This is a genomic window from Moheibacter sediminis (genome assembly GCF_900176425.1).
Lineage (GTDB): Bacteria > Bacteroidota > Bacteroidia > Flavobacteriales > Weeksellaceae > Moheibacter > Moheibacter sediminis.
In genome coordinates this window covers 106,238-132,093 of sequence record NZ_FWXS01000002.1, presented here as the reverse complement: position 1 = coordinate 132,093, position 25,856 = coordinate 106,238, and the positions used below count along the sequence as shown (strand labels likewise).

The 25,856-nt window shown below is 35.0% G+C and carries 24 protein-coding genes; 17 read left to right on the top strand and 7 right to left on the bottom strand.

The features are described from left to right. The first annotated feature begins 42 nt into the window (after window positions 1–42). Both B8977_RS03530 and B8977_RS03525 read left to right on the top strand, forming a co-directional pair. Complete coding sequence (locus tag B8977_RS03530; protein WP_084016231.1) at window positions 43–2,190, top strand: S46 family peptidase; 2,148 nt, start codon at window positions 43–45, stop codon at window positions 2,188–2,190. A gap of 119 nt (window positions 2,191–2,309) precedes the next feature. Further along, entirely contained in the window at window positions 2,310–3,092 is a 783-nt protein-coding gene (locus tag B8977_RS03525) for a hypothetical protein (RefSeq protein ID WP_084016229.1), read from the top strand. Between the two features lie 52 nt (window positions 3,093–3,144). On the opposite strand, the gene B8977_RS03520 is transcribed toward B8977_RS03525, so the two are convergent. Continuing rightward, entirely contained in the window at window positions 3,145–3,879 is a 735-nt protein-coding gene (locus B8977_RS03520; RefSeq protein WP_084016227.1) for a hypothetical protein, read from the bottom strand. Between the two features lie 90 nt (window positions 3,880–3,969). Between B8977_RS03520 and B8977_RS15070 the strand changes: the two genes are divergently transcribed. From B8977_RS15070 to B8977_RS03505, 4 genes are all read left to right on the top strand, one after another. Then, on the top strand, window positions 3,970–4,116 hold the full coding sequence (locus B8977_RS15070; protein ID WP_159447447.1) for a hypothetical protein: 147 nt from the start codon (window positions 3,970–3,972) through the stop codon (window positions 4,114–4,116). A 130-nt stretch (window positions 4,117–4,246) separates the two neighbouring features. Then, a complete protein-coding gene (locus B8977_RS03515; RefSeq protein ID WP_084016225.1) occupies window positions 4,247–4,468 on the top strand; it encodes a hypothetical protein in 222 nt (73 codons plus the stop codon). Between the two features lie 165 nt (window positions 4,469–4,633). After that, the gene (locus B8977_RS03510; protein WP_143736306.1) at window positions 4,634–6,367 is read left to right on the top strand and encodes a sensor histidine kinase; all 1,734 of its coding nucleotides are present in this window, start codon (window positions 4,634–4,636) and stop codon (window positions 6,365–6,367) included. Continuing rightward, window positions 6,364–7,047 carry a helix-turn-helix domain-containing protein gene (locus B8977_RS03505; RefSeq protein WP_084016221.1) on the top strand — a complete coding sequence of 228 codons (684 nt, stop codon included), beginning with the start codon at window positions 6,364–6,366 and terminating at the stop codon, window positions 7,045–7,047. Before B8977_RS03510 ends, B8977_RS03505 begins: the two co-directional genes overlap by 4 nt. 155 nt (window positions 7,048–7,202) lie before the next feature. Here the strand turns inward: B8977_RS03505 and B8977_RS03500 are convergent, their stop codons facing one another. After that, window positions 7,203–7,427 (bottom strand): hypothetical protein, encoded by a 225-nt coding sequence (locus tag B8977_RS03500; RefSeq protein ID WP_084016219.1) that lies wholly within the window; start codon window positions 7,425–7,427, stop codon window positions 7,203–7,205. 74 nt (window positions 7,428–7,501) lie between these two features. Between B8977_RS03500 and B8977_RS03495 the strand changes: the two genes are divergently transcribed. The 3 genes from B8977_RS03495 (at window position 7,502) to B8977_RS03480 (ending at window position 9,668) form a co-directional block, all read left to right on the top strand. Then, window positions 7,502–8,524, top strand: coding sequence for a TerC family protein (locus tag B8977_RS03495; RefSeq protein WP_084016217.1), 1,023 nt, complete (start codon window positions 7,502–7,504; stop codon window positions 8,522–8,524). Window positions 8,525–8,741: 217 nt separating this feature from the next. Then, window positions 8,742–8,927, top strand: coding sequence for a hypothetical protein (locus B8977_RS03490; protein WP_084016215.1), 186 nt, complete (start codon window positions 8,742–8,744; stop codon window positions 8,925–8,927). A 207-nt stretch (window positions 8,928–9,134) separates the two neighbouring features. Next, the gene (locus B8977_RS03480) at window positions 9,135–9,668 is read left to right on the top strand and encodes a thermonuclease family protein (RefSeq protein WP_084016211.1); all 534 of its coding nucleotides are present in this window, start codon (window positions 9,135–9,137) and stop codon (window positions 9,666–9,668) included. A 57-nt stretch (window positions 9,669–9,725) separates the two neighbouring features. Here B8977_RS03480 and B8977_RS03475 read toward each other — a convergent pair whose 3' ends face one another. Next, window positions 9,726–10,700, bottom strand: a complete 975-nt coding sequence (locus B8977_RS03475) for a deoxyhypusine synthase family protein (protein ID WP_084016209.1) — start codon at window positions 10,698–10,700, stop codon at window positions 9,726–9,728. Next, on the bottom strand, window positions 10,697–12,130 hold the full coding sequence (locus B8977_RS03470) for a type III PLP-dependent enzyme domain-containing protein (protein ID WP_084016207.1): 1,434 nt from the start codon (window positions 12,128–12,130) through the stop codon (window positions 10,697–10,699). The genes B8977_RS03475 and B8977_RS03470 overlap by 4 nt, the downstream gene beginning before the upstream one ends. A 291-nt stretch (window positions 12,131–12,421) precedes the next feature. On the opposite strand from B8977_RS03470, the gene B8977_RS03465 reads away from it, so the two are divergent. Beyond that, window positions 12,422–12,910: a thioredoxin family protein gene (locus B8977_RS03465; RefSeq protein ID WP_084016205.1), complete on the top strand. Its 489-nt coding sequence runs from the start codon at window positions 12,422–12,424 to the stop codon at window positions 12,908–12,910. 611 nt (window positions 12,911–13,521) lie between these two features. Here the strand turns inward: B8977_RS03465 and B8977_RS03455 are convergent. After that, window positions 13,522–14,436 carry a helix-turn-helix domain-containing protein gene (locus tag B8977_RS03455; RefSeq protein ID WP_084016201.1) on the bottom strand — a complete coding sequence of 305 codons (915 nt, stop codon included), beginning with the start codon at window positions 14,434–14,436 and terminating at the stop codon, window positions 13,522–13,524. Window positions 14,437–14,634: 198 nt separating this feature from the next. Here B8977_RS03455 and B8977_RS03450 point away from each other — a divergent pair, with 198 nt between their 5' ends. From B8977_RS03450 to B8977_RS03440, 3 genes are all read left to right on the top strand, one after another. Next, entirely contained in the window at window positions 14,635–15,822 is a 1,188-nt protein-coding gene (locus B8977_RS03450; protein WP_159447446.1) for a serine hydrolase domain-containing protein, read from the top strand. A gap of 84 nt (window positions 15,823–15,906) precedes the next feature. Next, window positions 15,907–17,037, top strand: coding sequence for a ligand-binding sensor domain-containing protein (locus B8977_RS03445; RefSeq protein ID WP_159447445.1), 1,131 nt, complete (start codon window positions 15,907–15,909; stop codon window positions 17,035–17,037). Between the two features lie 19 nt (window positions 17,038–17,056). Continuing rightward, window positions 17,057–18,154, top strand: coding sequence for a ligand-binding sensor domain-containing protein (locus tag B8977_RS03440; RefSeq protein WP_084016195.1), 1,098 nt, complete (start codon window positions 17,057–17,059; stop codon window positions 18,152–18,154). Window positions 18,155–18,387: 233 nt separating this feature from the next. Here B8977_RS03440 and B8977_RS03435 read toward each other — a convergent pair whose 3' ends face one another. After that, window positions 18,388–19,326 (bottom strand): NAD(P)H-dependent flavin oxidoreductase, encoded by a 939-nt coding sequence (locus B8977_RS03435; protein ID WP_084016585.1) that lies wholly within the window; start codon window positions 19,324–19,326, stop codon window positions 18,388–18,390. A 149-nt stretch (window positions 19,327–19,475) separates the two neighbouring features. On the opposite strand from B8977_RS03435, the gene B8977_RS03430 reads away from it, so the two are divergent. Together B8977_RS03430 and secA are read left to right on the top strand one after the other, a co-directional pair. Then, the gene (locus B8977_RS03430; protein WP_084016193.1) at window positions 19,476–19,697 is read left to right on the top strand and encodes a DUF2795 domain-containing protein; all 222 of its coding nucleotides are present in this window, start codon (window positions 19,476–19,478) and stop codon (window positions 19,695–19,697) included. 118 nt (window positions 19,698–19,815) lie between these two features. Next, window positions 19,816–23,166, top strand: coding sequence for a preprotein translocase subunit SecA (gene secA / locus B8977_RS03425; RefSeq protein ID WP_084016191.1), 3,351 nt, complete (start codon window positions 19,816–19,818; stop codon window positions 23,164–23,166). A 135-nt stretch (window positions 23,167–23,301) separates the two neighbouring features. Here the strand turns inward: secA and B8977_RS03420 are convergent, their stop codons facing one another. After that, on the bottom strand, window positions 23,302–23,712 hold the full coding sequence (locus tag B8977_RS03420) for a DUF1573 domain-containing protein (protein WP_084016189.1): 411 nt from the start codon (window positions 23,710–23,712) through the stop codon (window positions 23,302–23,304). Window positions 23,713–23,867: 155 nt separating this feature from the next. Between B8977_RS03420 and B8977_RS03415 the strand changes: the two genes are divergently transcribed. Both B8977_RS03415 and B8977_RS03410 read left to right on the top strand, forming a co-directional pair. Then, the gene (locus tag B8977_RS03415; RefSeq protein WP_084016187.1) at window positions 23,868–25,124 is read left to right on the top strand and encodes a sensor histidine kinase; all 1,257 of its coding nucleotides are present in this window, start codon (window positions 23,868–23,870) and stop codon (window positions 25,122–25,124) included. A gap of 3 nt (window positions 25,125–25,127) precedes the next feature. Beyond that, complete coding sequence (locus B8977_RS03410; protein ID WP_084016185.1) at window positions 25,128–25,808, top strand: response regulator transcription factor; 681 nt, start codon at window positions 25,128–25,130, stop codon at window positions 25,806–25,808. Window positions 25,809–25,856 lie beyond the last annotated feature (48 nt).

Below are 25,856 nucleotides of genomic sequence, written 5' to 3'. Positions count from 1 at the left end.
TTCCTAATTAATTTATGTAGTTTTGAAAAAACGAATAAAAGAATGAAAATTTTTAAATTAAAAACATTACTGATTCTTTTAATTTCAGGATTTACTTATGCCCAGCAAGGCGGCGGAATGTGGATTCCTACGGAGTTAAACGAATCCGAAATGAAAAAAATGGGAATGAAAATCGATGCACAAGACATTTTCAATCCAAACTCTCCAAGCATCAAAGACGCTATTGCGCATTTTGGCGGAGGTTGTACGTCTGAGGTCATTTCTTCCAGAGGATTATTACTTACCAATCATCATTGCGGTTATGGACAAATTCAGTCACACTCTACACTTCAAAATGATTATTTGAAAAATGGTTTCTGGGCGATGAATGCTTCCGAAGAATTACCCAACAAAGGCTTGACCGCAACTTTCATCGTTGATATAAAAGACGTAACCGATAAAATTTTGCAAGGAGTTTCTGACGACATGACTGAAGAAAAAAGACAGGAATTCGTAAAATCAAACATAGAAATTGTTTCTAAAAATGTAGTGAAAGAGGCTTATCAAGACGTTCTTATCCGTGCATTTTACAAAGGAAATAAATATTACCAATTCATCACAGAAACTTACCGTGACGTGCGATTGGTAGGTGCTCCCCCAAGCAGCATTGGGAATTTTGGAGTTGACACTGACAACTGGTCGTGGCCACGCCATACAGGAGATTTTGCGCTTTTCAGAATTTATTCCGATAAAAACAACAAACCTGCTGAATATTCTACAGATAATGTTCCCTACACTCCCAAACACTTCCTTCCCGTTTCCATCAAAGGTGTCAAAGAAGGCGATTTCACTTTTGTATTTGGTTTTCCCGGAACGACAGATGAATATTTACCTGCCGTTGCTTTAGAACAAACGTTGCAGACAATCAATCCTGCACAAATCGGAATTCGCGATGTAGCTTTAAAAATTTTGATGAATAAGATGAAAAAAGATGACGCAACGAGAATCAAATATGCTTCAAAATATGCCAGAATTTCAAATTACCACAAAAAATGGACGGGAGAAAGTTTAGGCTTAAATAAATCGGGAGCAGTAAATCTGAGAAAAGATTATGAAAAAGAATTTACCCAAAGAATTGAAAAAGATCCGAAGCTAAAAGCTGAATACGGAAATATTTTGAAAGAATTGGGAGAATTATACCAAGGAAAAGAAAAATATGAATTTGCAGAAATTTATTTCGACGAAGCGATTTACAGAAATTCTGAAACTTTCCGCGTTGCATTACAATTACAACAATTATTGAACGCAAAAGGAACTGCTGATTATTCAGGATTGAAAACAAGATTAATTAATTATTTGAAAGGACTTTACAAAGATTATGATGCTAATTTAGACCAGGAAGTTTCATTGGCTTTGATTGATTTGTACAAGAAAAATGTTCCAAAAGAATTTTTACCTGAAAGCACTATTCAGATTGATGCTACAACCTTTGCCAATTCAATACTTTCAGGACAGAAAGAAGTAAATGGAGTAAAATTGACCGAAAATGCTGAACAAGCCTTGTCAAATGATGAGATATTTTTAGCTGCTTTGGAAAATGATCCTTTGATGAAACAGGTTATTGCAATCGGAAAGGCTTATGAAGATAAAGTTTCTCCAAAATACACCGCACTTTCAAATCAAATCAATCAGCTGCAAAGAAAATACATGAAAGCTCAACTGGAAGTTTTTTCTGATAAAAAATTCTTTCCGGATGCCAATTCAACTTTGCGTGTAACTTACGGAAAAGTAAATGGTTACAAACCAGAAGACAAGCCAAGATACGAAGCGGTTACTTATTTGGATGGCGTGATGGAAAAATACAAGCCAGGGGATTACGAGTTTGATGTTTCTCCGAAATTGATTGAATTACAGAAGAAAAAAGATTTTGGTATATATGGTGTGGGCAAAAATAATAAAGCTAAAATGCCTGTGAATTTCATCGCTTCCAATCATACAACCGGCGGAAATTCCGGAAGTCCGGCATTGGATAAAGACGGGAATTTAATCGGATTAAATTTTGACCGTGTTTGGGAAGGAACGATGAGTGATTTGCATTACGATGCAGAAATATGCCGAAACATAATGGTCGATACGCGTTACATTTTATTCATTATCGATAAATATGCTGGTGCCGGCTATTTACTAAATGAAATGAAAATCGTGAAATAATTCTTATTATAAATTGATAATTAGAAACTTCGGTGAACTTAAAAATGGGTTTACCGAAGTTTTTTCTTTTGAATTCTTAAATAAAAATCGAATATTTGCGCAAATTTAAAAACAAAAACATGAAAATTAAATTACTCTCTTTTGCGCTTTTAATGTTTTGTACATTGAGCTTTGCACAAAAAAAAATCAAATATTCAAAGGAAGAAATAGACAAAATGGAAACCTATTTTTTCAATGAAGGTTTTTCCAAACCTGACAAGAAAAAGACTTCAACAATCATTACCAAAGACGGAAAGACTTATGTGGGTTACTGTGACGGTATAGATACAAAAAAAGGACAGATTTACGAAATTACAATCAAAGACAGCATCAGCGGAAAAGAAAATACTTACAATGCCGAAAACGTAAAAGAAATGTATGTATATGCAAGCGGATGGGAAAAAGCAATAAAAGTTTCAAAATATATGTCAAATATGAGAAACTGGGGCACCAAAAGTTTGAATAATAATGTGACCAACGACCGCATTTATTTTGTGAATCAAAAAGTTTCGTTGAAAAATAAAAAAGATGACAAAGAATTTTTGATGCAGCTTATAAATCCTGAATTCAGTCAGTTAATTTCTGTTTATCACGATCCGAGAGCAAAAGAAACTGGTGGGTTCGGTGTTCCTACAGGTCCTATGGGAGGAGTTCAGTTTGGTGGCGGCGTGATAAAATCTTACTATGTAAAAAAAGGAGACAAAATTATGTGGCTGCACAAAGATGATTTCGAGGAAAATTATGATTTCCTGTTTGGAGACAATACTGAATTTATAAAAAAATATCCGAAAAACTCTGTAAAATGGGACTTTTTAAGCTATTTGGTATTGGAATATACCAACATGAGTTTACCAAAAGAATAAATAAATCTTTATATAAATTGAAAAGGGAAACAATGTTTCCCTTTTTTTATTTCTATTTATTTGCAATAATATATTTATCAATGATATAAGGCGTAACAGGTTTTAAGTCCTTACCATTAATTGGATGTTTTCCATCTGCTGAATAAAACTCAATAATCCCATCTACCTTCAAATACCATACAATAGGCTTACCTGCCTCAAAAAAGGTAGTAGTATCCGAAACTTCTATTTTATGCAAGTATTCCAACAATCGCTCATCTATAGGAATTATTTGCGCATTTGGATGAATAATTTCTGCACAATCAACCTTTTCATAACTATTTCCTTTCCAATACATACATTGCGGCTGATTGTAAGCACTGATTCCAAAATAGCCTAAGCCGAGAGTGGCAACTCCCAACCCGAAAATTGCAGTTTTAAATTTGTTTTTAGATTTAATAGAAACTTTTTTACCTGTAAACTCCTCTCCTATTTTTATTTCAGTTGGTTTTTCTTTAGGAAAAATTTTATTATAAAATTCAGCAAAACTATTGTATCCAATAAATACTGATGCAGAATCAAGACTGTATAAAAGTGGGATCGATTTTGTTTCATCACCCAAAATATATCGATCATACATCCTGGTAAATGTCTTATAGCCCAGTTCAGAATTTTCTTCGATAAAATTTCCCCATGCATTTTTCGTGCTTCCCATTGATTCTTTTTTCGCTTTTTCCACAACCAGGCGAACCAATTCTTTTATTTCCTTTTCAAATTCTGCTTTTTCTTCGTCTTCTTCGGTTGACATGATTTTTCATTTTAGTTTTTTAGAGAATTTATTTCAGACATGAGTGCCTGCAATCGCTTTACTATAGCGTGTCCATGAAATGTCTACAACTTGTCTTCTACTTGTCCGACAACTTGGGCAGCTACCGATGTTTCTTTGCTTCACGATTCACTTTTGCCTTTGCAATTAGCTAAAAGCAAATGTACAAAATGGATTGAAACCCAAACAAGTCAGATAACTACAATCACCGGGAAGTAATTGAAAATTATCTGCTTGCTCACTTCCCAAACAAAAATGAAGCGCTTCATTTTTCATTAACGCAAGGCTCTGTCTAAGCCCGTGCTTGGTTATTCCATGCGCTTTTTAAACAAATTAAAATTTATCAAAAATGAAAAGAACTATTTTATTGATGGGAATAATTGCATCTTTTTTTGTATTAACATCATGTCTGGACAATGAGGAATTTGACTTCGTACCAAAGGCTGCCGAAACAGATAATATCTACTACGAAAGAGGCGGCGATAAAAATGACAGCATTCCCTCTGATTCTACAGGCACAGTAAGACCGCCTACAGGAGGGGAGCAAGGACAAAATCCAATAAAGCCCTAATTAAATTTTATTGGGACTAATTGACAAATGTCTTATTTTAGAGGTATGAAACTCAACATTTCCTGCCTCTTTTTATTTATTTTTTTGTATTTTATTTATTCTTGTTCAGACAAAGAATCCTCTGCTTCGATCTTGAATAAAAATAATAATAAAGACTCTCTGCAAATGAAAAATTATTTGCAAAAAACTATATTATTGATAGATAATAATGATATGGATTCCGCAGAAATTTCAGCTACACAACTTCAAATATTATCCAAGAATACCTATAATCATTATTATTCAGGAAAAGTAAATTCGATATTAGGTTATTTGAACTTGATAAAAAAGAATGAAGATTCCGCATACCTTTATTACAGCATTTCAAAAAATCATTTCTTAGAAATAAATGATAGCATTAACACTTCAAAAGTTTTAGGAAATATGGCTATCATACAATCCAATCAAGGTGATTATTCCGGAAGCGAAATCACAGCCATTAATGCGTTGAAATTCATTAAAGACTATGAAAATCAACCTTTTAAATCTTCCATTTTTAATTGCTTAGCCATTTCTTCTTCTAATTTAGATAACCATGATGAATCCATTTATTGGCTAAAAAAATCAATAGAATCCACCGATGACAAATACAGTAAATCACTTTATCTAAATAATTTATCCGTTTCACATCTTTATTTAAAGGATTACACAAACTCAATTAGGATTCTTTCCAATCTCTTAAACGACTCGATTGTTTTAAATAATCCAGATTTAAAATCAAAAGTCATTGACAATTTGGCTTATTCAAAATGGAAACAAAACCCAAAATTAAATTTAGAAAATGAATTAAATAATGCCTTGGAAATCAGGATTGAAAATGATGACAAATGGGGTCAAATTGCAAGCAATGCACACCTTTCAGAATATTTTTCAGATAAAAACCCAACCTCTGCTCTTTTCTATTCGCGGGAAATGTACAGATTGGCGACCGAGCTCAAAAGTCCCGATGACCGTTTGGAAGCTTTGCAAAAATTGATTTCGTTTGAATCTCCACAAAATTCAAAAAAATATGCAATCCAATACGCGTCTTTGAACGACAGTCTTGTAAAAACCCGAAACCAGTCAAAAGATAAATTTGCCAAAATCAGATATGATTCCGAAAAAAATCGTGAGGAAAATGAAATCCTGAGAGCCGAAACTGCAGAACAGCAATTGGAAATCGAACGCAGAAAATTATACGGTGTGCTTTTTGCTTCGGGAATTGTTTTGATTTGTGGCGGATTTATAGCGTTTCAACGTATTCAAAGAATTAAAAATCAAAAGAGAATCAATGATGAAATCCATGCGACTGAAAATAAAATTGCAGGAAAAGTTCATGATGATATTGCCAACAATGTGTATGGTTTGATGTCTTTCATTGAAATAAATAATGATTCATTTAACACTGAAAAACACAATTTAGTAATGGAAAAACTAGATGAAATCTATAATTTGTCCAGAAACATTTCCCGTGAAAACAGCCCGATTGAAACTGGGGAAAAATATCCGGATGAATTGCTGGGTTTATTTTCAAATTATAAAAGTGATAAGAGAAATGTGGTTTTGATTGGTTTTGAAGAAAATCCTTGGGTTAATGTAAAATCTGAACCCAAAATTCAATTTTACAAAATAATTCAGGAATTGTTGACCAATATGAAAAAACACAGCAAAGCCAGTTTGGTTGTGCTCAAATTTGAATTCAATGAAAATAAATTAAACTTTTTCTATACAGACAATGGGATAGGATTTATTGAAAATCAACCAAATACAAAAAATGGCATCCGCATTACGGAAAACCGTATTGAAAAGATAAAAGGTACGATTAGCTTTGTAAGCGAACCCAATAAGGGCTTGAAAGTGAATATATCGATACCAATATGAACAAATTACCTAAAATAAGAAAAGTTATCATCGCCGAAGATGTGGAAAGTATAAGTGCTGGAATTGAAAAGGCTTTAAAAGAATTTAATCCTCAACAGATTGTCCATACAAGATATTGTGACGATGCCTGGCTGAAACTCAAAAAAGCGGAATTAGATAATGACCAATTTGACTTGCTGATTACCGATCTTTCGTTTAAGCAAGATCATCGGGAAGTAAAACTTAAAGGTGGTGAAGAATTGATCACCGCCGTTCGAAAAGACAATATTTCGTGCAAAATTATTGTATTCTCTATTGAAGATAAACCTGTAAAAATCCAATCTTTTTTTAATGATTATTTCATCGATGGTTATGTTTTGAAAAGTCGCCGCGACAATGTGGAGCTGGCAAAGGCATTCCGAAGTTTGATTTTAGGAGAAACTTATATGTCTGATGAAATCAGGGAAAAAATCCATTCCAAAAAAAACATCTCAAAAGTTGAAGAAATCGACTTGCTGATCATACGCCAATTATGTGAAGGAATGACGCAGGACGAAATAAGCCAGTTGTTTCAGCAACGTGACATAAAACCCAACAGCATAAGCACAATAGAAAAACGTCTGAAAAATTTGAAAGAAGATTTCAGTGCAAAAACCAATATAGAGCTCGTTTTGATTTTTAAAGAATTGGGACTTGTTTAATTTTTTATAATCAATTTATTTGATTTCAAAACTCTTTAAAAATAACGGATATTAAATAAAATTTAAAATTCCTTCGATTACGGAAAACCGTAAGGAATTGATTTATACATTTTTTAAGTTTGTCAACACAAATTCTCTGCTAGTATATATATTGTTTATCCTAACCAATATATACCTCTAAAAACCACTTGATTTTCAGGTGGTTTTTTTATTTCAAGAAAAATTAAATATTTTAAAAGATTGAAAAATAGTATTTTAAACCCTGAATTATTTATTCCTTCTCTTCTTCTCAGTATTAAATGAAGTATGCCTCTTTCTATTTCAGTTTTTGTTAATTTTGCACGCGATTCATTTATACTTTTTAAATTCTCAATTTGCAATCTTGATTTTTTGCTTTTTAAAATTTATAAAAGTTCAAGTGCATTCAGCCAAAAAAGCAAAATAAATTTATAAAATGGAAACGAGTATTTTAGATTTACATCCCGGTCTGGTTTGGGGATTTGTTGTAACGGTAGTGATAATGTTGCTGTTGGACTTGGGTGTATTTAACAAAAAAAGCCACGTAGTGACTTCCAAAGAAGCGACCGTTTGGTCGGCAGTATGGATTTCGCTTGCCATGATATTTTCCGGAGTTGTATATTGGGTTTTTAACCAAGATGCGGGCGGACACAAACTGGCGATTGAAAAATTCACACAATTCCAAGCTGCTTATTGGATCGAAAAAGCATTATCAGTCGATAATCTTTTTGTTTTCATTTTAGTATTTTCTTATTTTAAAGTTCCGCGCGAACTGCACCATAAAGTTCTGTTTTGGGGGATTTTAGGTACTTTGATCTTCAGAGCTATATTTATCTTTGCGGGTGTGGAAATCATCAATCTTACTTATTTACCTGCATTTCAAATATTCGGAAAACCTGTTGAAATCAATGTAGTTCTTACTGTGTTTGGATTTTTCTTAATCTATGCGGGAATCAAATCCTGGGGAGGCGGAGACCACGACGAAGAACAAGATTTCAGTAACTCTGCCGGAGCTAAATTGGTTAAAAAATTCTACAAGGTCAGTGATAGTTATGATGGTGATAAGTTTTTTACTGTCAAAAATGGCGTTAAAATAGCAACCCCATTATTAGTTGTCGTTGCAGTAATTGAATTTACAGATGTGATTTTTGCAGTCGATTCCATACCTGCCATATTTGCGATTTCGAAAGATCCATTTATCCTTTATACATCCAACATTTTTGCTATTCTGGGACTGCGTTCATTGTATTTTTTACTGTCTAACTTCATCCATATGTTTAGCAAATTACCTTATGGGTTAGCAATTATTTTGGTATTTATTGGTGTAAAAATGTTGATTGCGCCTTGGTTCCATTTTTCATCTCCTGTTTCATTGGGAATTGTAGGTGGCGTTTTATTATTATCTGTAATCCTTTCGATTATATTTCCTGATAAAAAAGAAGAGATAGCAAATCATTAAAAACTGATATTCATATATATCTTCCAAAACTATCTGATTTTCAGATGGTTTTTTTATTTCTAACAAATCATTCTCATTACGGAAAGCCGTATGGAAATGAAATGAGTAGTTTTTAGGTTTGGGGAAAATTAAAATAATTATTACTTTAACTTCTAAAACAAACTAAATGAAAACTAAAACACTCACTACCCTTGCCCTCCTATCCTTTCTGACATTAATGTCATTTTCAACTCCAATTGAAGACGCACCCCAGACCTCTGTCTATCTCTGCGACAGTTCCGGTGGAAAAAAATATCATTACAGTAAAGGATGCCGTGGACTTTCTAACTGTCAACACGAAATCATAAAAGTAAGTTTGGAAGATGCTAAAAAAAGAGGAAAGACATTATGCGGATGGGAATAATTCTATGCGCTTATCTGTTTGCTTTTTCTTGTTCAAAAAATTTAAATGACTCATTTTCTACTGGAAAAATCGTTTACATCTGTAAAGGCGCTTACAGCAAAAGTTATCATTTTGATTCCGAATGTCAGGGGCTCAGAAGCTGTTCCACAGAAATTTTTGAAATAGAAATAGAATCTGCTCAAAAGAAAGGACGAACTTTATGCGGTTATGAACTTTAAACCTATGGTTATAAACCTTATTTACATTGCCTTACTTCTATTTGTGAGCTGCAGTTCGCCTCAAGTTCAAATTACTGAATCTAATGCGGAAATTACTTCGGCAAAAAATAATTCTGAAAATAATTTCACCGCAAAAGTCATCAGAATCATTGACGGCGACACGATTGAAGTCTTGTACCATGAACTTCCCGTGACCATTCGTTTGGAACACATCGACTGTCCTGAAAAAAAGCAGCCTTTCGGAACGAAAGCAAAACAAACCCTTTCTGAATTATGTTTTGGTCAAAATATCGAAATAGAATTCAATGGCGATAAAGATCGCAACGGACGCTATATATGTGTGCTTTATAATGAAGACGGTACAAATATTAACAAAAAAATGATTAGTCTTGGTATGGCCTGGCATTTCAAAAAATATTCTAAGGATAATTCTTATGCAGAATTAGAAAATGAAGCCCGCAAAAATAAAGTCGGACTTTGGCAGGAATCCAATCCAATTCCTCCTTGGGATTGGAGGAAATAAGAAACTCTACTTATCATGAAAAGAAAAGTAGAGTTTAAATATTATTTTCTAATGAATTTACTGCCCTAAAATCCATGCAAAAATCAAGGGTGCAACAATAGTCGCATCTGATTCTACGATAAATTTAGGAGTGTTGATATCTAATTTTCCCCAAGTAATTTTCTCGTTAGGAACCGCTCCCGAATAAGATCCGTAAGAAGTCGTCGAATCTGAAATTTGACAGAAATAAGACCAGAAAGGAACATCTGTCCATTCCAAATCCTGGTACATCATCGGCACCACACAAATTGGGAAATCTCCTGCAATTCCGCCACCAATTTGGAAAAACCCTACTCCTTTTCCTTCTGAATTGGCTCTGTACCATTCAGTCAACCAAACCATATATTCAATTCCTGATTTTACAGTTGAAGCTTTTAGTTTTCCTTTGATAACATTCGAAGCAAAGATATTTCCGGTTGTCGAATCTTCCCATCCCGGAACGACAATCGGAATATTTTTCTCTGCCGCAGCAACAATCCATGAATCTTTCGGGTCTATTTCATAATATTGTTCCAACACACCGGATTTCACAACTTGGTATAAGAATTCGTGTGGAAAATATCTTTCTCCTTTTGACTCTGCACTATTCCAAACATCTTCCAAATGTTTTTGCAAACGACGAAATGCTTCTTCCTCAGGAATACAAGTATCGGTTACACGGTTGTAATGGTTTTCTAACAAATCCCATTCGTCCTGAGGCGTCAAATCACGGTAATTTGGAACGCGTTTGTAATGAGAATGTGCAACCAAATTCATTACATCTTCTTCCAAATTTGCACCTGTACAAGAAATTATATCAACTTTTCCCTGACGAATCATCTCTGCCAACGAAATGCCTAATTCAGCTGTACTCATTGCTCCGGCAAGCGAAACCAACATTTTCCCTCCTTCATTGATGTGCGTTTCATATCCTTTCGCTGCATCCACCAAAGCGGCCGCATTGAAATGTCTGTAATTGTGCTCTATAAACTTGCTGATCGGTCCTTTGTTCATTTTGATTTTGTTTTACTTGTTTTATTTGTCTTTTTTGATGTATGACTCGTATTGTAACCTAAAATGTCCAAAACTTCTTCGTGTGTCTGTTGTTCTGAAAATACTTCAACATCGTAATTTTCATCGATTAAAAGGTATTTGGGCTGAGGAATCAGACAGTGATGAATTCCGCCAAATCCACTGATATTATCTTGGTAAGCACCCGTGTTGAAAAATCCTACATACAAAGGTTTATTCGGATTAAATTTCGGCAGATAAATCGCATTGACATGCTGTTCTGAGTTATAATAATCATCGCTGTCACAAGTCAACCCTCCTAACAAAACACGTTCGTAACGGTCTTGCCAGCGGTTAACTGCAAACATGACAAATCTCTTTGAAATCGCCCATGCGTCAGGTAAAGTCGTCATAAAGGAAGAATCAATCATGTTCCAAGATTCACGATCATTTTGTTTTTTTTGCTGCAGGACTTTATAAATCATCGCCCCGCTCTCTCCTACCGTAAAGCTACCGAATTCCGTAAAAATATTCGGAACCGGAACTTCCCAATCGTCACAGATAATTTTGATTTGGTTTAAAATTTCTTCAACCATATAAGCATAATCAAACTCAAAACTTGGTGAATTTTTCACAGGAAATCCTCCACCGATGTTCAAGCTGTCCAAATCCGGACATACTTCTTTCAGTTTCACATAAACCTGTAAACATTTGTTCAATTCATTCCAATAATAAGAATTGTCTTTCATTCCGGTATTGATGAAGAAATGAAGCATTTTCAGCTTTACATTTTTTTCATCTTTTACATAATTATTGTAAAACGGAACGATGTCCTTGTAGCCAATACCCAAACGAGAAGTATAAAACTCAAATTTTGGTTCTTCCTCAGAAGCAATTCGGATTCCGATTTCAAATTTCTTGTCAGTTGCTTCCAGAAGAAGCGGTAGTTCTTCATAATTGTCAATGATCGGCATCACTTTTTTGTGACCGTTATTAATCAATCTTGCGATGTTTTCGATGTACTGTGCACGTTTGAATCCGTTGCAAATCACATATTTGTCTTTTGTCAAAAGCCCTTCTTCCAACAAATTCTCGACGATATTGATGTCATAGGCAGATGAAGTTTCGATGTGGATGTCATTTTTCAATGCTTCTTCCAAAACGTGGTGGAAATGTGAACTTTTGGTACAGTAGCAATAATTGTATTTTCCTTTGTAACCTAATTTTTTTCTTGCAGATTCAAACCAGCCTTTAGCTTTGTTGATGTTTTCAGAAATCTTTGGCAGATAAGTAAATTTCAACGGTGTACCGTGTTCTTCGATGAGTGCCATCAAATCGATTCCGTGAAACTGTAAATTTCCATCTACAAGCTTGAACTCTTCTGTTGGAAAATAAAAGGATTGCTCTATTAAGTCTAAATATCTTGTATTCATTGTTTTGTTGTAGTTTATTTAAATTAAAATTTTAAATTGATTTAGCATCAAATTTCAATTTAAACCCGCAATGACCAGATCACTTTACGAAGGATTTTCTTTTCAGAATTCCATTCTTTCAAAAATAATTTTACCAATTCTAAACTAACTTATTATATGAATAATTTTATCTGAGTTTATTTAAAGGAGCAAATATAAATAAAATAAAAAGCGTTTCTCAGATTTTAGTTTTAAGATTTATAATTTGGATTAATTATTGTGATATTTGTGAGTCAAAATATATTTACAATCATGAAACATTTGTTTATTATTCTTTTTCTGGGATTGGGTTTACAAACTTTAAACGCTCAAGAAAAATTTAATTTATACAATCCTGAAGCAGATGCAAAATCTGACATTGCAATCGCAACTTCAAAAGCAAAACAAGAAAACAGACACGTTTTCATTCAAATAGGTGGAAATTGGTGCGGCTGGTGCAAATTATTCAACGATTTGACCACAACGGACGAAGAATTAAAAACTTATATCGCAGAAAATTATGAAGTAGTTCATTTGAATTATAGCAAAGAAAATCAAAATTTAGACGTTTTGGAACAATTGGAGTTTCCGCAGCGATTTGGTTTTCCGGTTTTTGTAATTCTTGACGGAAATGGAAAAAGAATCCATACCCAAAGCTCGGGTTATTTGGAAGAAGGTAAAGGACACAGCAAAAAATTGGTTTTAGAATTCTTGCAATCCTGGTCGCCAAAAGCACTAGATGCAGCGAGCTATAAGAAGTAGTTTATAACTCTAGGAATGCTGATTAAACATTTATTGTAAAATTTAGTGGAGCTTAGGAGATTTGGGTACTAAACGTTATAATGCTCAAAATATCAAAATACCCTATGACTAAATCATATAAAATAGCTTCCATATCCTATAGAACCCTTCTGGTTTTATTTACTTTATTTTTTCTTATAAAGTTTTTGGTTGTTGGAATTGATGATGATAATTCAGGATTATGGTTTCTGTTATTTAGTATCGTGACTTTACCGGCAATTACAATTTTTCATAGCTTAGACAATGAGAATACGTATAAAACTATCATGCAGTTTCTGGTTTGTATTTTGGTTTTATTTAGTTTAGGATTTCTAGCGTTTTTAGCATTTTCAATTTTTAAAAATCGTGATGGAAATTTACTGGTTAACTCAATAGTCCTGATAAATATAGTTGTAAATGTATCTTTATTATTTTATGTAATTCAAGATAAAAAATATAACCACAACGATTAATAGCCTGTATGACATGCTGTATTTGTTACAAAAGTTCGTCTTTATTTTCATTAAACGAATCCCTAAAATCTAAACTCTCTTTGCTGTTGATATTAACAGATACTCCTACAATCCCTCAATTTATTCTATTATAAACCTATACCCTTTACCGTGTACATTTACAATCTTAACAGACGGATCACCACTTAATTTTTTACGTAACTTGGATACCAACACGTCCACATTTCGATTAATGACAAAAACACCTTCAGCTTCCCATATCTCCTGCCTCAACCTGTCTCTTTCCACTACCATATTTTGGTTGGATGCAAATATGCTCAAAGCTTTAATCTCTTTTTCAGAAAGTTCAATGGTTGCATCATTAAGGCAAAGCATACCTTTTACATCATAAAATCGGAATGCTCCTAATTCTTTATATTCCAAAACCTCCGAAATAATGTTATCATTAACGGATACAGATGCCTCTTCATCTATAGTTTCTTTTACTTCAGGTTTATCAGTTTCCGGCTTATTTCGTTGGCGATTCAGATAAAAACCTGCAAAAGCTATGGGAACAAATGCAGTTAAAAGCCAGGCGTAATTAAAAGATGTATCATTAGCTAAAAATTCAATCTGGATAAGATAACACCCTGTTTCCTGTTCTCTTCCTCCGCAGGGTTTCAAATCGCCATTGAATGTATTTATTTCAAAGGCAAAGATGGTTTTATTTCCATGGCAGTCATTTACACTCACTATATAATCCTTTGGCATATCCGTTTTTGTCAATTGTTGATGTACAAGACGCATCAAAGTATCGGGTGTAAAGCCAAAACCGTTCTCAAAAGAAATCTGATAGGTACGTTCATTTATCATTTTGACAGGTAATACCCTTGAGGTAGAATCTTTGGAATGAAGCAATAATTCATGACCGATATTACGAAGCACAACTTCCAGATGCTTATCGGGAAGCTCTTTTTTTGTGTTCATAAATGCCATCGCTGCTACAAATAGCATCAATGAAACGGCAACCGATAAGAAATAGTAAAAATGCTTCATACAGTACAATATTACCCTAAAACCTACAATGTAAATACATTTTACACATTATTTACAATGTTTTACAAGCTTTTTACACTCTTTTCGCATGCACAGAAAGGATTACAGATAGCTTTGTTATATCACACGCTATTTACAACGTACCTCTCTAAAAAATTATCCCTTTTTAATTCATACACAAAGCTAATAAAATTCAATATGAGAAAACTCTGTTTTACTGTTCTGCTTTTTCATGGTCTGACGACAGCCATAGCACAACAATACTCCAATACTGTAAAGGAACAAATAACCCGGGTTGAAAACAATCTTTCGGGAGGTGTCGTCATGGACGGTTACCATATTCAGGAAAGAATGAAGCATTACAATGTAACCGGATTAAGTATCGCTGTTATTGACAACTACCAGATTGTTTGGGCAAAAGGATATGGCTATGCTGACAAAAAGGAAAACAGGAAAGTAACAACCAACACTTTGTTTGAACCCGGCTCCATTAGTAAGTCCTTAAATGCAATTGGAGTTTTACAATTGGCGCAACATGGTAAACTAAATCTCCATGAGGACATCAACCGGTATTTAACCTCATGGACATTTCCTTATGACACACTGTCAAACAACAAAAAAATTACAACTGCACAATTGCTAAGCCATACTGCAGGCGTATCGGTTTATGGTTTTCCCGGTTATGAAAGGAATAGTATCATTCCAGGAATTACAGAGATTTTAGACGGTAAGTATCCCGCAAACACACCACCGATACGTTCTCTGACAGAACCTGGCACAGCATTCAGCTATTCCGGAGGAGGTATTCTCATTTCCCAGCAAATACTTACCGATATTACCCAACAGCCTTATGAGCAGTTTATGTATAAAAATGTCCTTAAGCCATTGGGCATGTCTAATAGTTTTTACAACCAGCCACCTCCAGCCGACCAACAGAAAAATCTGGCAACAGGTTATGAAAGGAACGGGGCTGAAGTCCCGGGAAAGTATTTTGTGTATCCGGAAAAAGCTGCTGCCGGATTGTGGACGACACCAACGGATATCGGTAAATACATCATTGAAATGCAGCTGGCTTACAAAGGGCTATCATCAAAGGTTTTGAATCAGGAAATAGCCGGATTACATTTGACACCTTATGGAGATGAAAGCGCAGCGATGGGAACATTTTTACAGGACAGAAATGGTGAAAAATACTTTTTTCATGATGCCCGTAACCAGGGTTTCAGTGGCTTTTACATTGCAGGCTTAACCAATGGAAAGGGAGTAGTTTTGTTTGTCAATTCAGAGGATGGTACTATTTTATTAGAGTTGCTCAACAGCATAGCACTGGTATATGACTGGGAAGGTTTTGCAAAACCCCAACAGATTAAAGGCAAGTCAGACTAAAAGGAGTTATTGGAAGAATTGATTAATGATTTTAAGTATTTTAGTAATACCGGATTTAATAATACATTCATGATAAAACTAAAAATGATATACAAAAATACCGGATGGATTACGACCGGAGTATGGTTGCTGCTCCTACTCCTTAATTCGTGTAACGGACAAAGCAATCCTCAGAATATAATAGCAGTGAAAGAGAAACCAGTCGATAACAAAGTACATACTATTGATTTTAGTACGAAGGTTGTTAACAAACTAAGCGAAAATATCCTTTGTATGCTGCAAGATAAAAACGGCCATTATTGGTTTGGAACCAATGGCGATGGTATTTATAAGTATGATGGAGTTTCTTTAATACAATTGACAGAGCAGGATGGTTTGGGCAGTAACCATGTTTCGGCTATTCAAGAAGATGCTGCGGGTAATTTGTGGTTCAGTACCAGCCAAGGTCTTTGTAAATTTAATACCGGATTTTTTAGTAATTATGCACATACTTTAAAAGCCATCTCGAAAGAAAACCTGCACTATAAAAGCGATCATCTCTTTTTTGAAAACGAAGGGATTGTGTATCAATACGATGGAGTAATATTTACAAAATTTCCGATTCATCCTTCCCACTATCAAACCTCTGCTTCCAACTTAGACCGGCCTTATGGTATTTATTGTATGCTCAAAGATAAAGCAGGTAATCTTTGGTTTGGTACGGATCAAAAGGGCGTATGCCGCTACGATGGCGAAGCATTTACCTACTTTACTGAAAAAGGATTAAGTGGCGCTGCGGTACGTACAATATTTCAAGACAGCAAAGGCAATCTCTGGTTTGGCAATAATGGTTACGGGCTATTCCGCTATGATGGGAAAAAGCTGACAAATTTCACCGAAGAAAAAGGATTAAGCAATCCTGAATTCCTGAAAAAAACAAATACATCCAAAAACTCTGAAAACCTTGCACGGGTCTGGGCCATCAACGAAGACCGGAATGGAACCCTTTGGATAGGTACAATTGACGCCGGAGTCTGGAGTTATAACACTTCGGATACGCTCACGACAGGCGGGAGAAACTTACGGAATTTCACAACAAAAGATGGCATTGAAAATAACAAAATGAACACCATCTATAAAGACAGTAAAGGTGATTTATGGTTTATAACAGAAGGAGAAGGTGTACGCAAATTCAACGGAGAAAAATTTGAGAAAGTTACTATTGGACAAAAATGAACTATAAAAATAATTATACATGAGGAAGCTTACATTCAAAAATCCAGTTTTCTTTTTACTGCTGGTGTCAACATTTTTCATCTCCTGCAACGGACAAACCCAAACACAACAACCAGATAAAGTGGTCATTGATCGACTATCATTCACAAGTAAAAATATAAAGCTGACCAAAACACAAGGCACCGATATATATCAAAACGTTCATTGTAGTTTGCAAGACAAAGACGGCAACCTTTGGTTTGGTACAACGGGCGAAGGTGTTTACCGATATGATGGAAAAGAATTTACGCAGTTTACAGAAGAAGATGGTTTAAGTAATAATAAAGTTTGGTCTATTCTGGAAGATAGTTTAGGAAATATTTGGTTTGGAACGGACGATGGCATTAGCCGTTACGATGGAAAGATTATTTCAAAAATTCCGTTTACGATTACCAGCTTAAATGGTTTAGAAATTGCAACATCTCAGTCAGGCAAGAATGAAGTGTGGAGTATGATGCAGGATAAAAGTGGAACAATCTGGTTTGGCACTTCGCTGGATTTGTATTGCTATGATGGAAGATCGTTTAGCCGATTTTTGGACAAGATTGGCATTGCAAACCATCAAAATCTTCAGCTTAAATGGATACAATGCTTATTGGAAGATAACAATGGAACAATCTGGATAGGTTCCGGACCCATTGCCGAAGAAGGTATTATACGTTATGACGGAAAATCCATAACGAGTACTAAACCCAATAATGACGGGTGGATCAGGTATATGCTGGAAGATAAGAACGGACACATCTGGTTCAGCGGCAGACATAACGGAGTGTTCCGTTATGATGGTCAGGAATTTAAAATGTTTACAGAAAAAACAAATATCGGTTCCGCCATTTTCAGAGACAAAATTGGAAATATCTGGTTTGACGGAGGCGAAAAAATCAATTCAATAGAAAGCATAGATGGATTATGGCGTTACGATGGAAAAACCTTTGAAAATTTTACAACCAAAGACGATATGAGTAAAAATTCAGTATGGAACATGCTTGAAGATCGCAATGGAAACCTCTGGATTGGCACACGAAACTGCGGGCTCTTTCGTTACGATGGTAAAAGATTTGAAAATTTTTCCGAATAAAATAGTAGTCATAATTAATAGTTTGGTAAAAACAAGGAAATACTAATACAGCGTTTCCTTTTGTCTCAAAAGCTCTTTTTATTTACTCTTTTTTGATAATTTAGCAAATAGCTTATGCCAAAATTGGAGGAAAATTGAAAGTCTCTGTTTTCTTAACTGCCACTATCTTCAAGCCCCGAGCCATTAGTAAATAATATTTTAATGGCAGGACTGAAATCCTGCTATTTTATTATTTAAATTTTAAAATCGAAATTAAAGTTATGAATCTCATTCACAAACTCTTCAAAAACAGATTTCACAGATTTCACATCGTCAATCAAAGAAGAAACCTGCCCTATTTCGATTTCACCATTTATCAAATCGCCTTCAAACATCCCACGTTTGGCTCTGGCTCTTCCGAGTAAATTGATTAAATCTTCTTTTGTTGCACAATTCGAATATGCATTTTGAATTTCTTCATAAAATGAATTTTTAATCAATCGTACAGGAGCCAATTCCTTCAAAGTCAAAACCGTTGCTCCTTCCTCCGCTTTTACTATTTCTTGTTTAAACAAATCATGCGAAGAAGATTCAAAAGTTGCCGCAAAACGTGAACCGATTTGCACGCCGTCTGCTCCTAAAACCATTGCAGCAAGGATTTGTCTTCCTGTTCCGATTCCTCCGGCAGCTATCAATGGAATTTCAATTTTGCGTTTTACATCGGGAATCAGACAAAAAGTCGTTGTCTCTTCTCTGCCATTATGTCCGCCTGCTTCAAAACCTTCTGCCACAACTGCATCTACTCCGGCTTCCTGAGACTTCAAAGCAAATTTCGCGCTGCTCACTACATGAACCACTATAATTCCTTCTTTTTTCAGGGTTTCAGTCCATGTTTTTGGGTTTCCGGCTGATGTAAAAACGACCGGAATTTTTTCTTCTATTATGGTTTTTATATGTTGGTCAATGTCAGGATAAAGCATCGGCAGATTGACACCAAATGGTTTGTCAGTCGCGAGTTTACACTTCTTTATATGTTCTTTCAAAACATCAGGATACATACTCCCGGCTCCCAGCAATCCGAGGCCTCCGCAATTACTCACTGCTGAAGCTAGTCTCCAGCCGCTGTTCCAAATCATTCCGCCTTGTACAATCGGGTATTTTATCTTAAATAAATTAGTTATATTATTTGTCATTTTTTTCGATAAATTTGCCCAAAAATAGGAAATAAACATCAGAAACCTGACACGTATAATTTGGCAGATTTTTTGATACCGCAACAACGTCTCGGTTGAGACAATAAATGAATGATAAAAATTAAGTTACCCATTTTATTTAAAAGAATATGTATTGGACTTTAGAATTAGCATCTTACTTGAGTGATGCGCCGTGGCCGGCTACAAAAGATGAATTGATTGATTACGCAATCCGTACCGGAGCGCCTTTGGAAGTTGTAGAAAACCTACAATCTATCGAAGATGAAGGAGATTCTTATGAAAGCATAGAAGAAATCTGGTCTGATTATCCAACAGATGATGATTTCTTGTGGAATGAAGACGAATATTAAAAAAATCCAAAGCCCGAAATAGGGCTTTTTTAATTTATAAAATTTAACCTGTTCGATTGATTTATCGTACGTCAGGAATTTCCTGACTGTAATTGAATTGGCTATGAAATAACGAATTATGAGTATTATTGAAAAAGTGTTGAAAGGATTTTTGGGGGACAAAAATCAAAAAGACGTAAAAGAATTACAAAAATATGCTGATAAAGCCCTTGAAGCCGAAAATCAAATCAGCAGTCTTTCGATAGATGAATTAAGAAATAAAACGAAAGAATTTCAAAATAAATTACAGGAAGCAACGAAAGCTCAGAAAAATGAAATTTCTGAATTGAAATCCAAAGCGGAAACCACTGAAAATTTTGAAGAGAAAGAATCAATTTATAATCAAATTGACAAAATCAACAAAGAAGCTTACGAAATAGAAGAAAAAATCCTTTTGGAAATTCTTCCCGAAGCTTTTGCGGTGATGAAAGAAACTGCCAAAAGATTTGCCGGTAACTCTACAATGGAAGTTACCGCAACTCCTTTTGACAGAGAACTTTCTGCACAGAAATCTTATGTTGAATTGGTAAGTGAAGACAAAGCCATCTGGAAAAACTCCTGGGATGCTGCCGGAAAACAAGTTACCTGGGACATGGTTCACTACACTGTCCAGTTGATTGGTGGTACTGCTCTTCACCAAGGTAAAATTGCGGAGATGCAAACCGGTGAAGGTAAAACTTTGGTTGCAACCTTGCCTGTTTATCTGAATGCTTTGACTGGTCGCGGTGTGCACTTGGTGACCGTGAATGATTACCTTGCAAAACGTGACTCGGCTTGGATGGCACCTGTTTTTGAATTCCACGGGTTGAGAATTGATTGTATCGATAACCATCAGCCGAATTCTCCGGGAAGAAGACAAGCTTACAAAGCAGACATCGTTTATGGAACCAACAATGAATTTGGTTTCGATTATTTACGTGACAATATGGCAAATTCGCCGGACAGTTTGGTTCAGCGTGAATTAAACTTTGCAATTGTCGATGAGGTTGACTCGGTTTTGGTAGATGATGCGAGAACGCCATTGATTATTTCCGGTCCGGTACCACAAGGTGACCGTCAGGAATTTGATAATTTAAAACCAAAAGTTGATCAACTTTACAACATCCAACGTGATGAATTAAATAAAACCTTGAACGAGGCAAAAAAACGTTTCGAAGGTGGAGATAAAAAAGACGGAGGATTTCATTTATACCAAGTTTTCAGAGGTTTACCTAAATATAAACCTTTGATTAAATTTTTAAGTCAGGAAGGAATTCGTACTCAATTACAAAAAACAGAAGCGCATTATATCGCTGACAACAACCGCGAAATGCCTGAAGTTGACCAACATTTATATTTCGTAATTGATGAAAAAAACAATCAGGTTGATTTGACTGACAAAGGAATTGAGTATTTGTCTCAGGGGATGGAAGACCCAAATTTCTTTGTTTTGCCAGATGTTGGAACTGAATTGGCTACAATTGAAGCTAAAAATTTACCAAAAGAAGAAGAACATTTAGAAAAAGAAGAATTTTTCAGAGATTTTTCAATTAAATCTGAAAGAATTCATACGCTTACCCAATTGTTAAAAGCATATACTTTGTTTGAAAAAGACAATGAATATGTGGTAATGGAAGGTCAGGTAAAAATCGTTGACGAGCAGACAGGTCGTATCATGGATGGTCGCCGTTATTCAGACGGATTGCACCAAGCCATAGAGGCAAAGGAAAACGTAAAAATCGAAGCAGCGACGCAGACTTTCGCTACGGTTACTTTGCAGAATTATTTCCGTATGTACAATAAATTGGCCGGGATGACGGGAACGGCAGAAACGGAAGCAGGTGAATTCTGGGAAATCTATAAATTGGATGTGGTAGTAATTCCAACCAACCGTCAGATCCAGAGAAACGATTTACAAGACAAAGTTTATAAAACAAACCGTGAAAAATTCAACGCGGTAATTGAAGACATCGTTGATTTATCCCAAAACCAAAAACGTCCGGTTTTGGTCGGAACGACAAATGTTGAAACTTCGGAATTGTTGAGCCGTGCTTTGCAATTGAGAAAAATTCAACACAATGTATTGAATGCAAAATTGCATAAAAAAGAAGCAGACATCGTTACCGAAGCAGGAACTGCCGGAATTGTAACGATTGCGACGAATATGGCGGGTCGTGGTACCGACATTAAAATCAACCAAGAAGTAAAAGAAGCAGGTGGTTTGGCAATCATCGGTACGGAACGTCACGATTCGCGTCGTGTTGACCGTCAGTTGCGTGGTCGTGCCGGTCGTCAGGGAGATCCGGGAAGTTCGCTTTTCTATGTTTCTTTGGAAGACAATTTGATGCGTTTGTTTGGTTCGGAAAGAATTTCAAAATTGATGGACAGAATGGGTCACAAAGATGGCGACATGATTCAACACTCCATGATTTCAAAATCCATCGAACGTGCCCAGAAAAAAGTAGAAGAAAATAACTTTGGAGTTCGTAAGCGTTTATTAGAATATGATGACGTGATGAACAAACAGCGTGAAGTCATTTACAGAAGAAGAAAAAATGCTTTGTTCGGCGACCGTTTAGATGTCGATATCGCCAACATGATTTACGATACTTCCGCATCGATTGTAGGCGAAGCGAAGAACAACGAAAATTTCAAACAGTTAGAATTTGATTTGATTAAATATTTCACAATGGATACACCTATCCAGGAAAGTGAATTCAAATCAACTTCCACAAAAGATTTAACTGAAAAGGTTTACCAAGCCGCTTTAGAAGATTATAAATTAAGAATTGAACATCAGGCACAAAATGCTTTCCCAATCATCGCAAGCGTTTTTGAAAATCCTGGAAATCAGTTCTCAAGAATTCAGGTTCCATTTACAGACGGAATCAAAACCTTGATGGTGGTTACCGATTTGAAAGAAGCTTATGAATCTCAAGGGAAAAGATTGATCAAAGATTTTGAAAAAGGAATCGTTTTGAGTCTGATTGATGACCATTGGAAAGAACATTTGCGTGATGTGGATGATTTACGCCGTTCGGTTCAGAATGCGGTTTACGAACAAAAAGATCCTTTGGTGATTTACAAACAAGAATCTTTCTATGTATTCCAAAGAATGTTAGATCGGGTAAACAAAGAAATCATTTCATTCTTATTCAAAGGAGAATTGCCAACGCCGGATCCACAACAGATTCAACAAGCTCGTCAGGAAAAAGTTGAGAAAGTTGAAACCAACCGTGGTGCGGACGAAACGCAACCTCAACAAAGAACTTCGGCCGATGCGCCTACGCAAAGACCTGCAGTGACCGCTCCGAGAAACGTTGTAAAAATTTTACCAAATGACAAAGTAAGTTTACGTAATGTTGCTACCGGAGAGAAGAAAGAAATGAAATTCAAACAGGCAAAACCACTAATCGATGCAGGTGAATGGGTTTTGGTTGAAGAAAATTAATTCTGAAATAAAATATTTGTCAAAGTAAATTTCAAACAGATTAAACTTTGAGAAAGTTGAAGCAATAAAAAACGGACACTAAGTAAAGTGTCCGTTTTCTGTTAAAAAATAACTATATAATGAATAAAGGAATTCTTATTTTGCGACAACTGTTCCTTTGAAGGTCAATTTTTTAGGAGCATCGCTGTCACTTGTAGTTACGGTTACACTTTTGGTAAACGCACCCGCATTCGCTGCATTATAAATTGCATTTACATATCCCGTTTTTCCCGGAGCGATTGGTTCTTTGCTATAATCCGTTGCAGTACAACCACAAGCAGCTTTCACATTCGTTACCAAAACCGGTTTTGCAGTCGCGTTTGTAAATTCAAATTTGATGGTTTTGGGAGTTCCTTGTGGAATTTGTCCAACGTCAATCGTTTCAGATTTCCAAGAAATCACCGCATCAACAAGATTTTCGATGATTGTGTTTACATTTACAACTGAAGCAGAAACCGGAATTACTGCCAATGAAAGTGCAATTAAAGTCGTTTTTAGAATTTTCATAATAAATAATTTTTAAGATTAAACTAATTTTGATTTGTTACATGACAAAAGTAAGTTGAGAATTAATTGCCTCTTGTTAACCGTTTTCAATCTTTTGTTAATGAGTTGTTAATCGCAAATGAACTCGGTTCTTTTTAAGTAATATTGCTCTGAAAATGAACATCAAAAAACTAAATATCATCATCGTTCTCGGCTTGATTGCGACCATCGGGATTCTGATTGCGCAATTGATTTGGACGTACAAAGCATTTACTTTGGAAGAAAAAAAATTCTCTCAAAAGGTTCATATCGCTTTGCTCGAAGTTGCGCGAGAATTGTACGAAAACAACGGTCATGAATTTTCCACCAAAGATTTAATCCAAAGAATTTCAAACGATTACTACATCGTCAACGTAAATGACAACATCGAGCCCAAAGTTCTGGAACATTACCTCAAAACAGAATTTTCAAAATTTAATATCGTAACTGATTATGAATATGCGATTTACAATTGCGAAAGTGATGATATGATGTATGGAAAATACATTTCGATTGATGATGATTTAACGCCGAAAAGAACGATTGAATTTCCGAAATCAAATGATTTGGTTTATTATTTTGCGATTCGATTTCCGCAAGAAACCTCGTATCTGATCAGTTCTTTGCAGTTTTGGTTTGTGCTTTCTTTTGCGCTGATTGTGATACTTTTGGTATATGTTTATTCCATTTATACGATCATTCAACATAAAAAATATTCGGAATTGCAGCGTGATTTCATCAACAATATGACGCACGAATTCAAAACTCCCCTCTCCTCTATCCTACTCGCTTCCAATTATTTGAGCAATCAGGATTTGATTCAAAATGATTCAAAATTAAATAATTATACTTCGATCATTACAACACAAGGAAAAAAGCTCAATAACCACATTGAGAAAATTCTAAACATCGCCCGAAATGACGAATCTGCATTAGCAATCAATCCTATAAAAATTCATTTGTTTTCTTTATTGAATGAAATTGTTGAACCAATGCTGATGAAACATGAAAATTTAAAAGTTGAAATTGAGGTAAATCCTGATGAAACTATAAAAGCGGATGAATTTCACTTTACCAATGTTGTGCATAATTTATTCGACAATTCCATAAAGTACAGCGATGAAAATCCTGAAATAAAAATTACTTCGACAAGAAAAAACAAAGAATTAAGGCTAGATTTTTCTGACAATGGAATTGGAATTCCATCGAAAAATATTTCATTTATATTTGATAAATTTTACCGTGTTTCCAACAAAAAAAGTACAGAAGTAAATGGTTTCGGATTGGGTTTATTTTATGTAAAAAAAATAATTCAGCAGCATCATTGGAAGATTTCTGCCAAAAATAATTCAGACAAAGGCTTGACGATTTCCATTATTTTTCCAAATTCTTAAATCATGAAATACAGAATTTTATACGCAGAAGATGACGAAACGATTGCTTTTTTGACGCAGGACAATTTGGAACCCAATTACGAAGTTGTGCATTGTGCAGACGGGAAATCTGCTCTGGAAATGTTCAAATCAGATTCGTTTGACATTTGTTTATTTGACATCATGATGCCGAAATTGGACGGATTTGAATTGGCGCAGGAAATCAGGAATTTGAATTCTGAAATTCCAATTATTTTTATTTCAGCCAAAACACTGAAAGAAGACCGCATCAAAGGTCTGAAAATCGGTGCGGATGATTATTTGATAAAACCTTTCAGCATCGAGGAATTAGTTCTGAAAATTGAAATTTTCCTGAAACGAACACAGAAAAACAATTTTAAAACTTATTTACCTAAAGTCGGAAAATATGTTTTTGATTCGAAAAATTATAGGCTTTCACATGAAAGTGAAGTCATTACGTTAACTCAGCGCGAATCTGAACTTCTCAAATTTTTCTTAGAAAATAAAAATTCCGTCCTCAAGCGCGAAGAAATTTTGAAAGCACTTTGGGGCGACGATGATTATTTCATGGGAAGAAGTTTAGATGTTTTCATTTCCCGATTGCGTAAAATTTTTGTGGATGATGATTCTGTTTCTATCGAAAACCTGCATGGAATTGGGTTTAAATTTAAAATCACTAATTAAACTTTGTCAAAGTTTGAACAAAAAAGAAAACCCCGGCAAACTAAATTT

Excerpts from the sequence above, each read along its gene's own strand:
- B8977_RS03530 (WP_084016231.1), top strand. The coding sequence starts at position 43 with ATGAAAATTTTTAAATTAAAAACATTACTGATTCTTTTAATTTCAGGA.
- B8977_RS03525 (WP_084016229.1), top strand. The coding sequence starts at position 2,310 with ATGAAAATTAAATTACTCTCTTTTGCGCTTTTAATGTTTTGTACATTG.
- B8977_RS03520 (WP_084016227.1), bottom strand. The coding sequence starts at position 3,879 with ATGTCAACCGAAGAAGACGAAGAAAAAGCAGAATTTGAAAAGGAAATA.
- B8977_RS03515 (WP_084016225.1), top strand. The coding sequence starts at position 4,247 with ATGAAAAGAACTATTTTATTGATGGGAATAATTGCATCTTTTTTTGTA.
- B8977_RS03510 (WP_143736306.1), top strand. The coding sequence starts at position 4,634 with ATGAAAAATTATTTGCAAAAAACTATATTATTGATAGATAATAATGAT.
- B8977_RS03505 (WP_084016221.1), top strand. The coding sequence starts at position 6,364 with ATGAACAAATTACCTAAAATAAGAAAAGTTATCATCGCCGAAGATGTG.
- B8977_RS03495 (WP_084016217.1), top strand. The coding sequence starts at position 7,502 with ATGGAAACGAGTATTTTAGATTTACATCCCGGTCTGGTTTGGGGATTT.
- B8977_RS03490 (WP_084016215.1), top strand. The coding sequence starts at position 8,742 with ATGTCATTTTCAACTCCAATTGAAGACGCACCCCAGACCTCTGTCTAT.
- B8977_RS03480 (WP_084016211.1), top strand. The coding sequence starts at position 9,135 with ATGAACTTTAAACCTATGGTTATAAACCTTATTTACATTGCCTTACTT.
- B8977_RS03475 (WP_084016209.1), bottom strand. The coding sequence starts at position 10,700 with ATGAACAAAGGACCGATCAGCAAGTTTATAGAGCACAATTACAGACAT.
- B8977_RS03470 (WP_084016207.1), bottom strand. The coding sequence starts at position 12,130 with ATGAATACAAGATATTTAGACTTAATAGAGCAATCCTTTTATTTTCCA.
- B8977_RS03465 (WP_084016205.1), top strand. The coding sequence starts at position 12,422 with ATGAAACATTTGTTTATTATTCTTTTTCTGGGATTGGGTTTACAAACT.
- B8977_RS03455 (WP_084016201.1), bottom strand. The coding sequence starts at position 14,436 with ATGAAGCATTTTTACTATTTCTTATCGGTTGCCGTTTCATTGATGCTA.
- B8977_RS03450 (WP_159447446.1), top strand. The coding sequence starts at position 14,635 with ATGAGAAAACTCTGTTTTACTGTTCTGCTTTTTCATGGTCTGACGACA.
- B8977_RS03445 (WP_159447445.1), top strand. The coding sequence starts at position 15,907 with ATGATATACAAAAATACCGGATGGATTACGACCGGAGTATGGTTGCTG.
- B8977_RS03440 (WP_084016195.1), top strand. The coding sequence starts at position 17,057 with ATGAGGAAGCTTACATTCAAAAATCCAGTTTTCTTTTTACTGCTGGTG.
- B8977_RS03435 (WP_084016585.1), bottom strand. The coding sequence starts at position 19,326 with ATGACAAATAATATAACTAATTTATTTAAGATAAAATACCCGATTGTA.
- B8977_RS03430 (WP_084016193.1), top strand. The coding sequence starts at position 19,476 with ATGTATTGGACTTTAGAATTAGCATCTTACTTGAGTGATGCGCCGTGG.
- secA (WP_084016191.1), top strand. The coding sequence starts at position 19,816 with ATGAGTATTATTGAAAAAGTGTTGAAAGGATTTTTGGGGGACAAAAAT.
- B8977_RS03420 (WP_084016189.1), bottom strand. The coding sequence starts at position 23,712 with ATGAAAATTCTAAAAACGACTTTAATTGCACTTTCATTGGCAGTAATT.
- B8977_RS03415 (WP_084016187.1), top strand. The coding sequence starts at position 23,868 with ATGAACATCAAAAAACTAAATATCATCATCGTTCTCGGCTTGATTGCG.
- B8977_RS03410 (WP_084016185.1), top strand. The coding sequence starts at position 25,128 with ATGAAATACAGAATTTTATACGCAGAAGATGACGAAACGATTGCTTTT.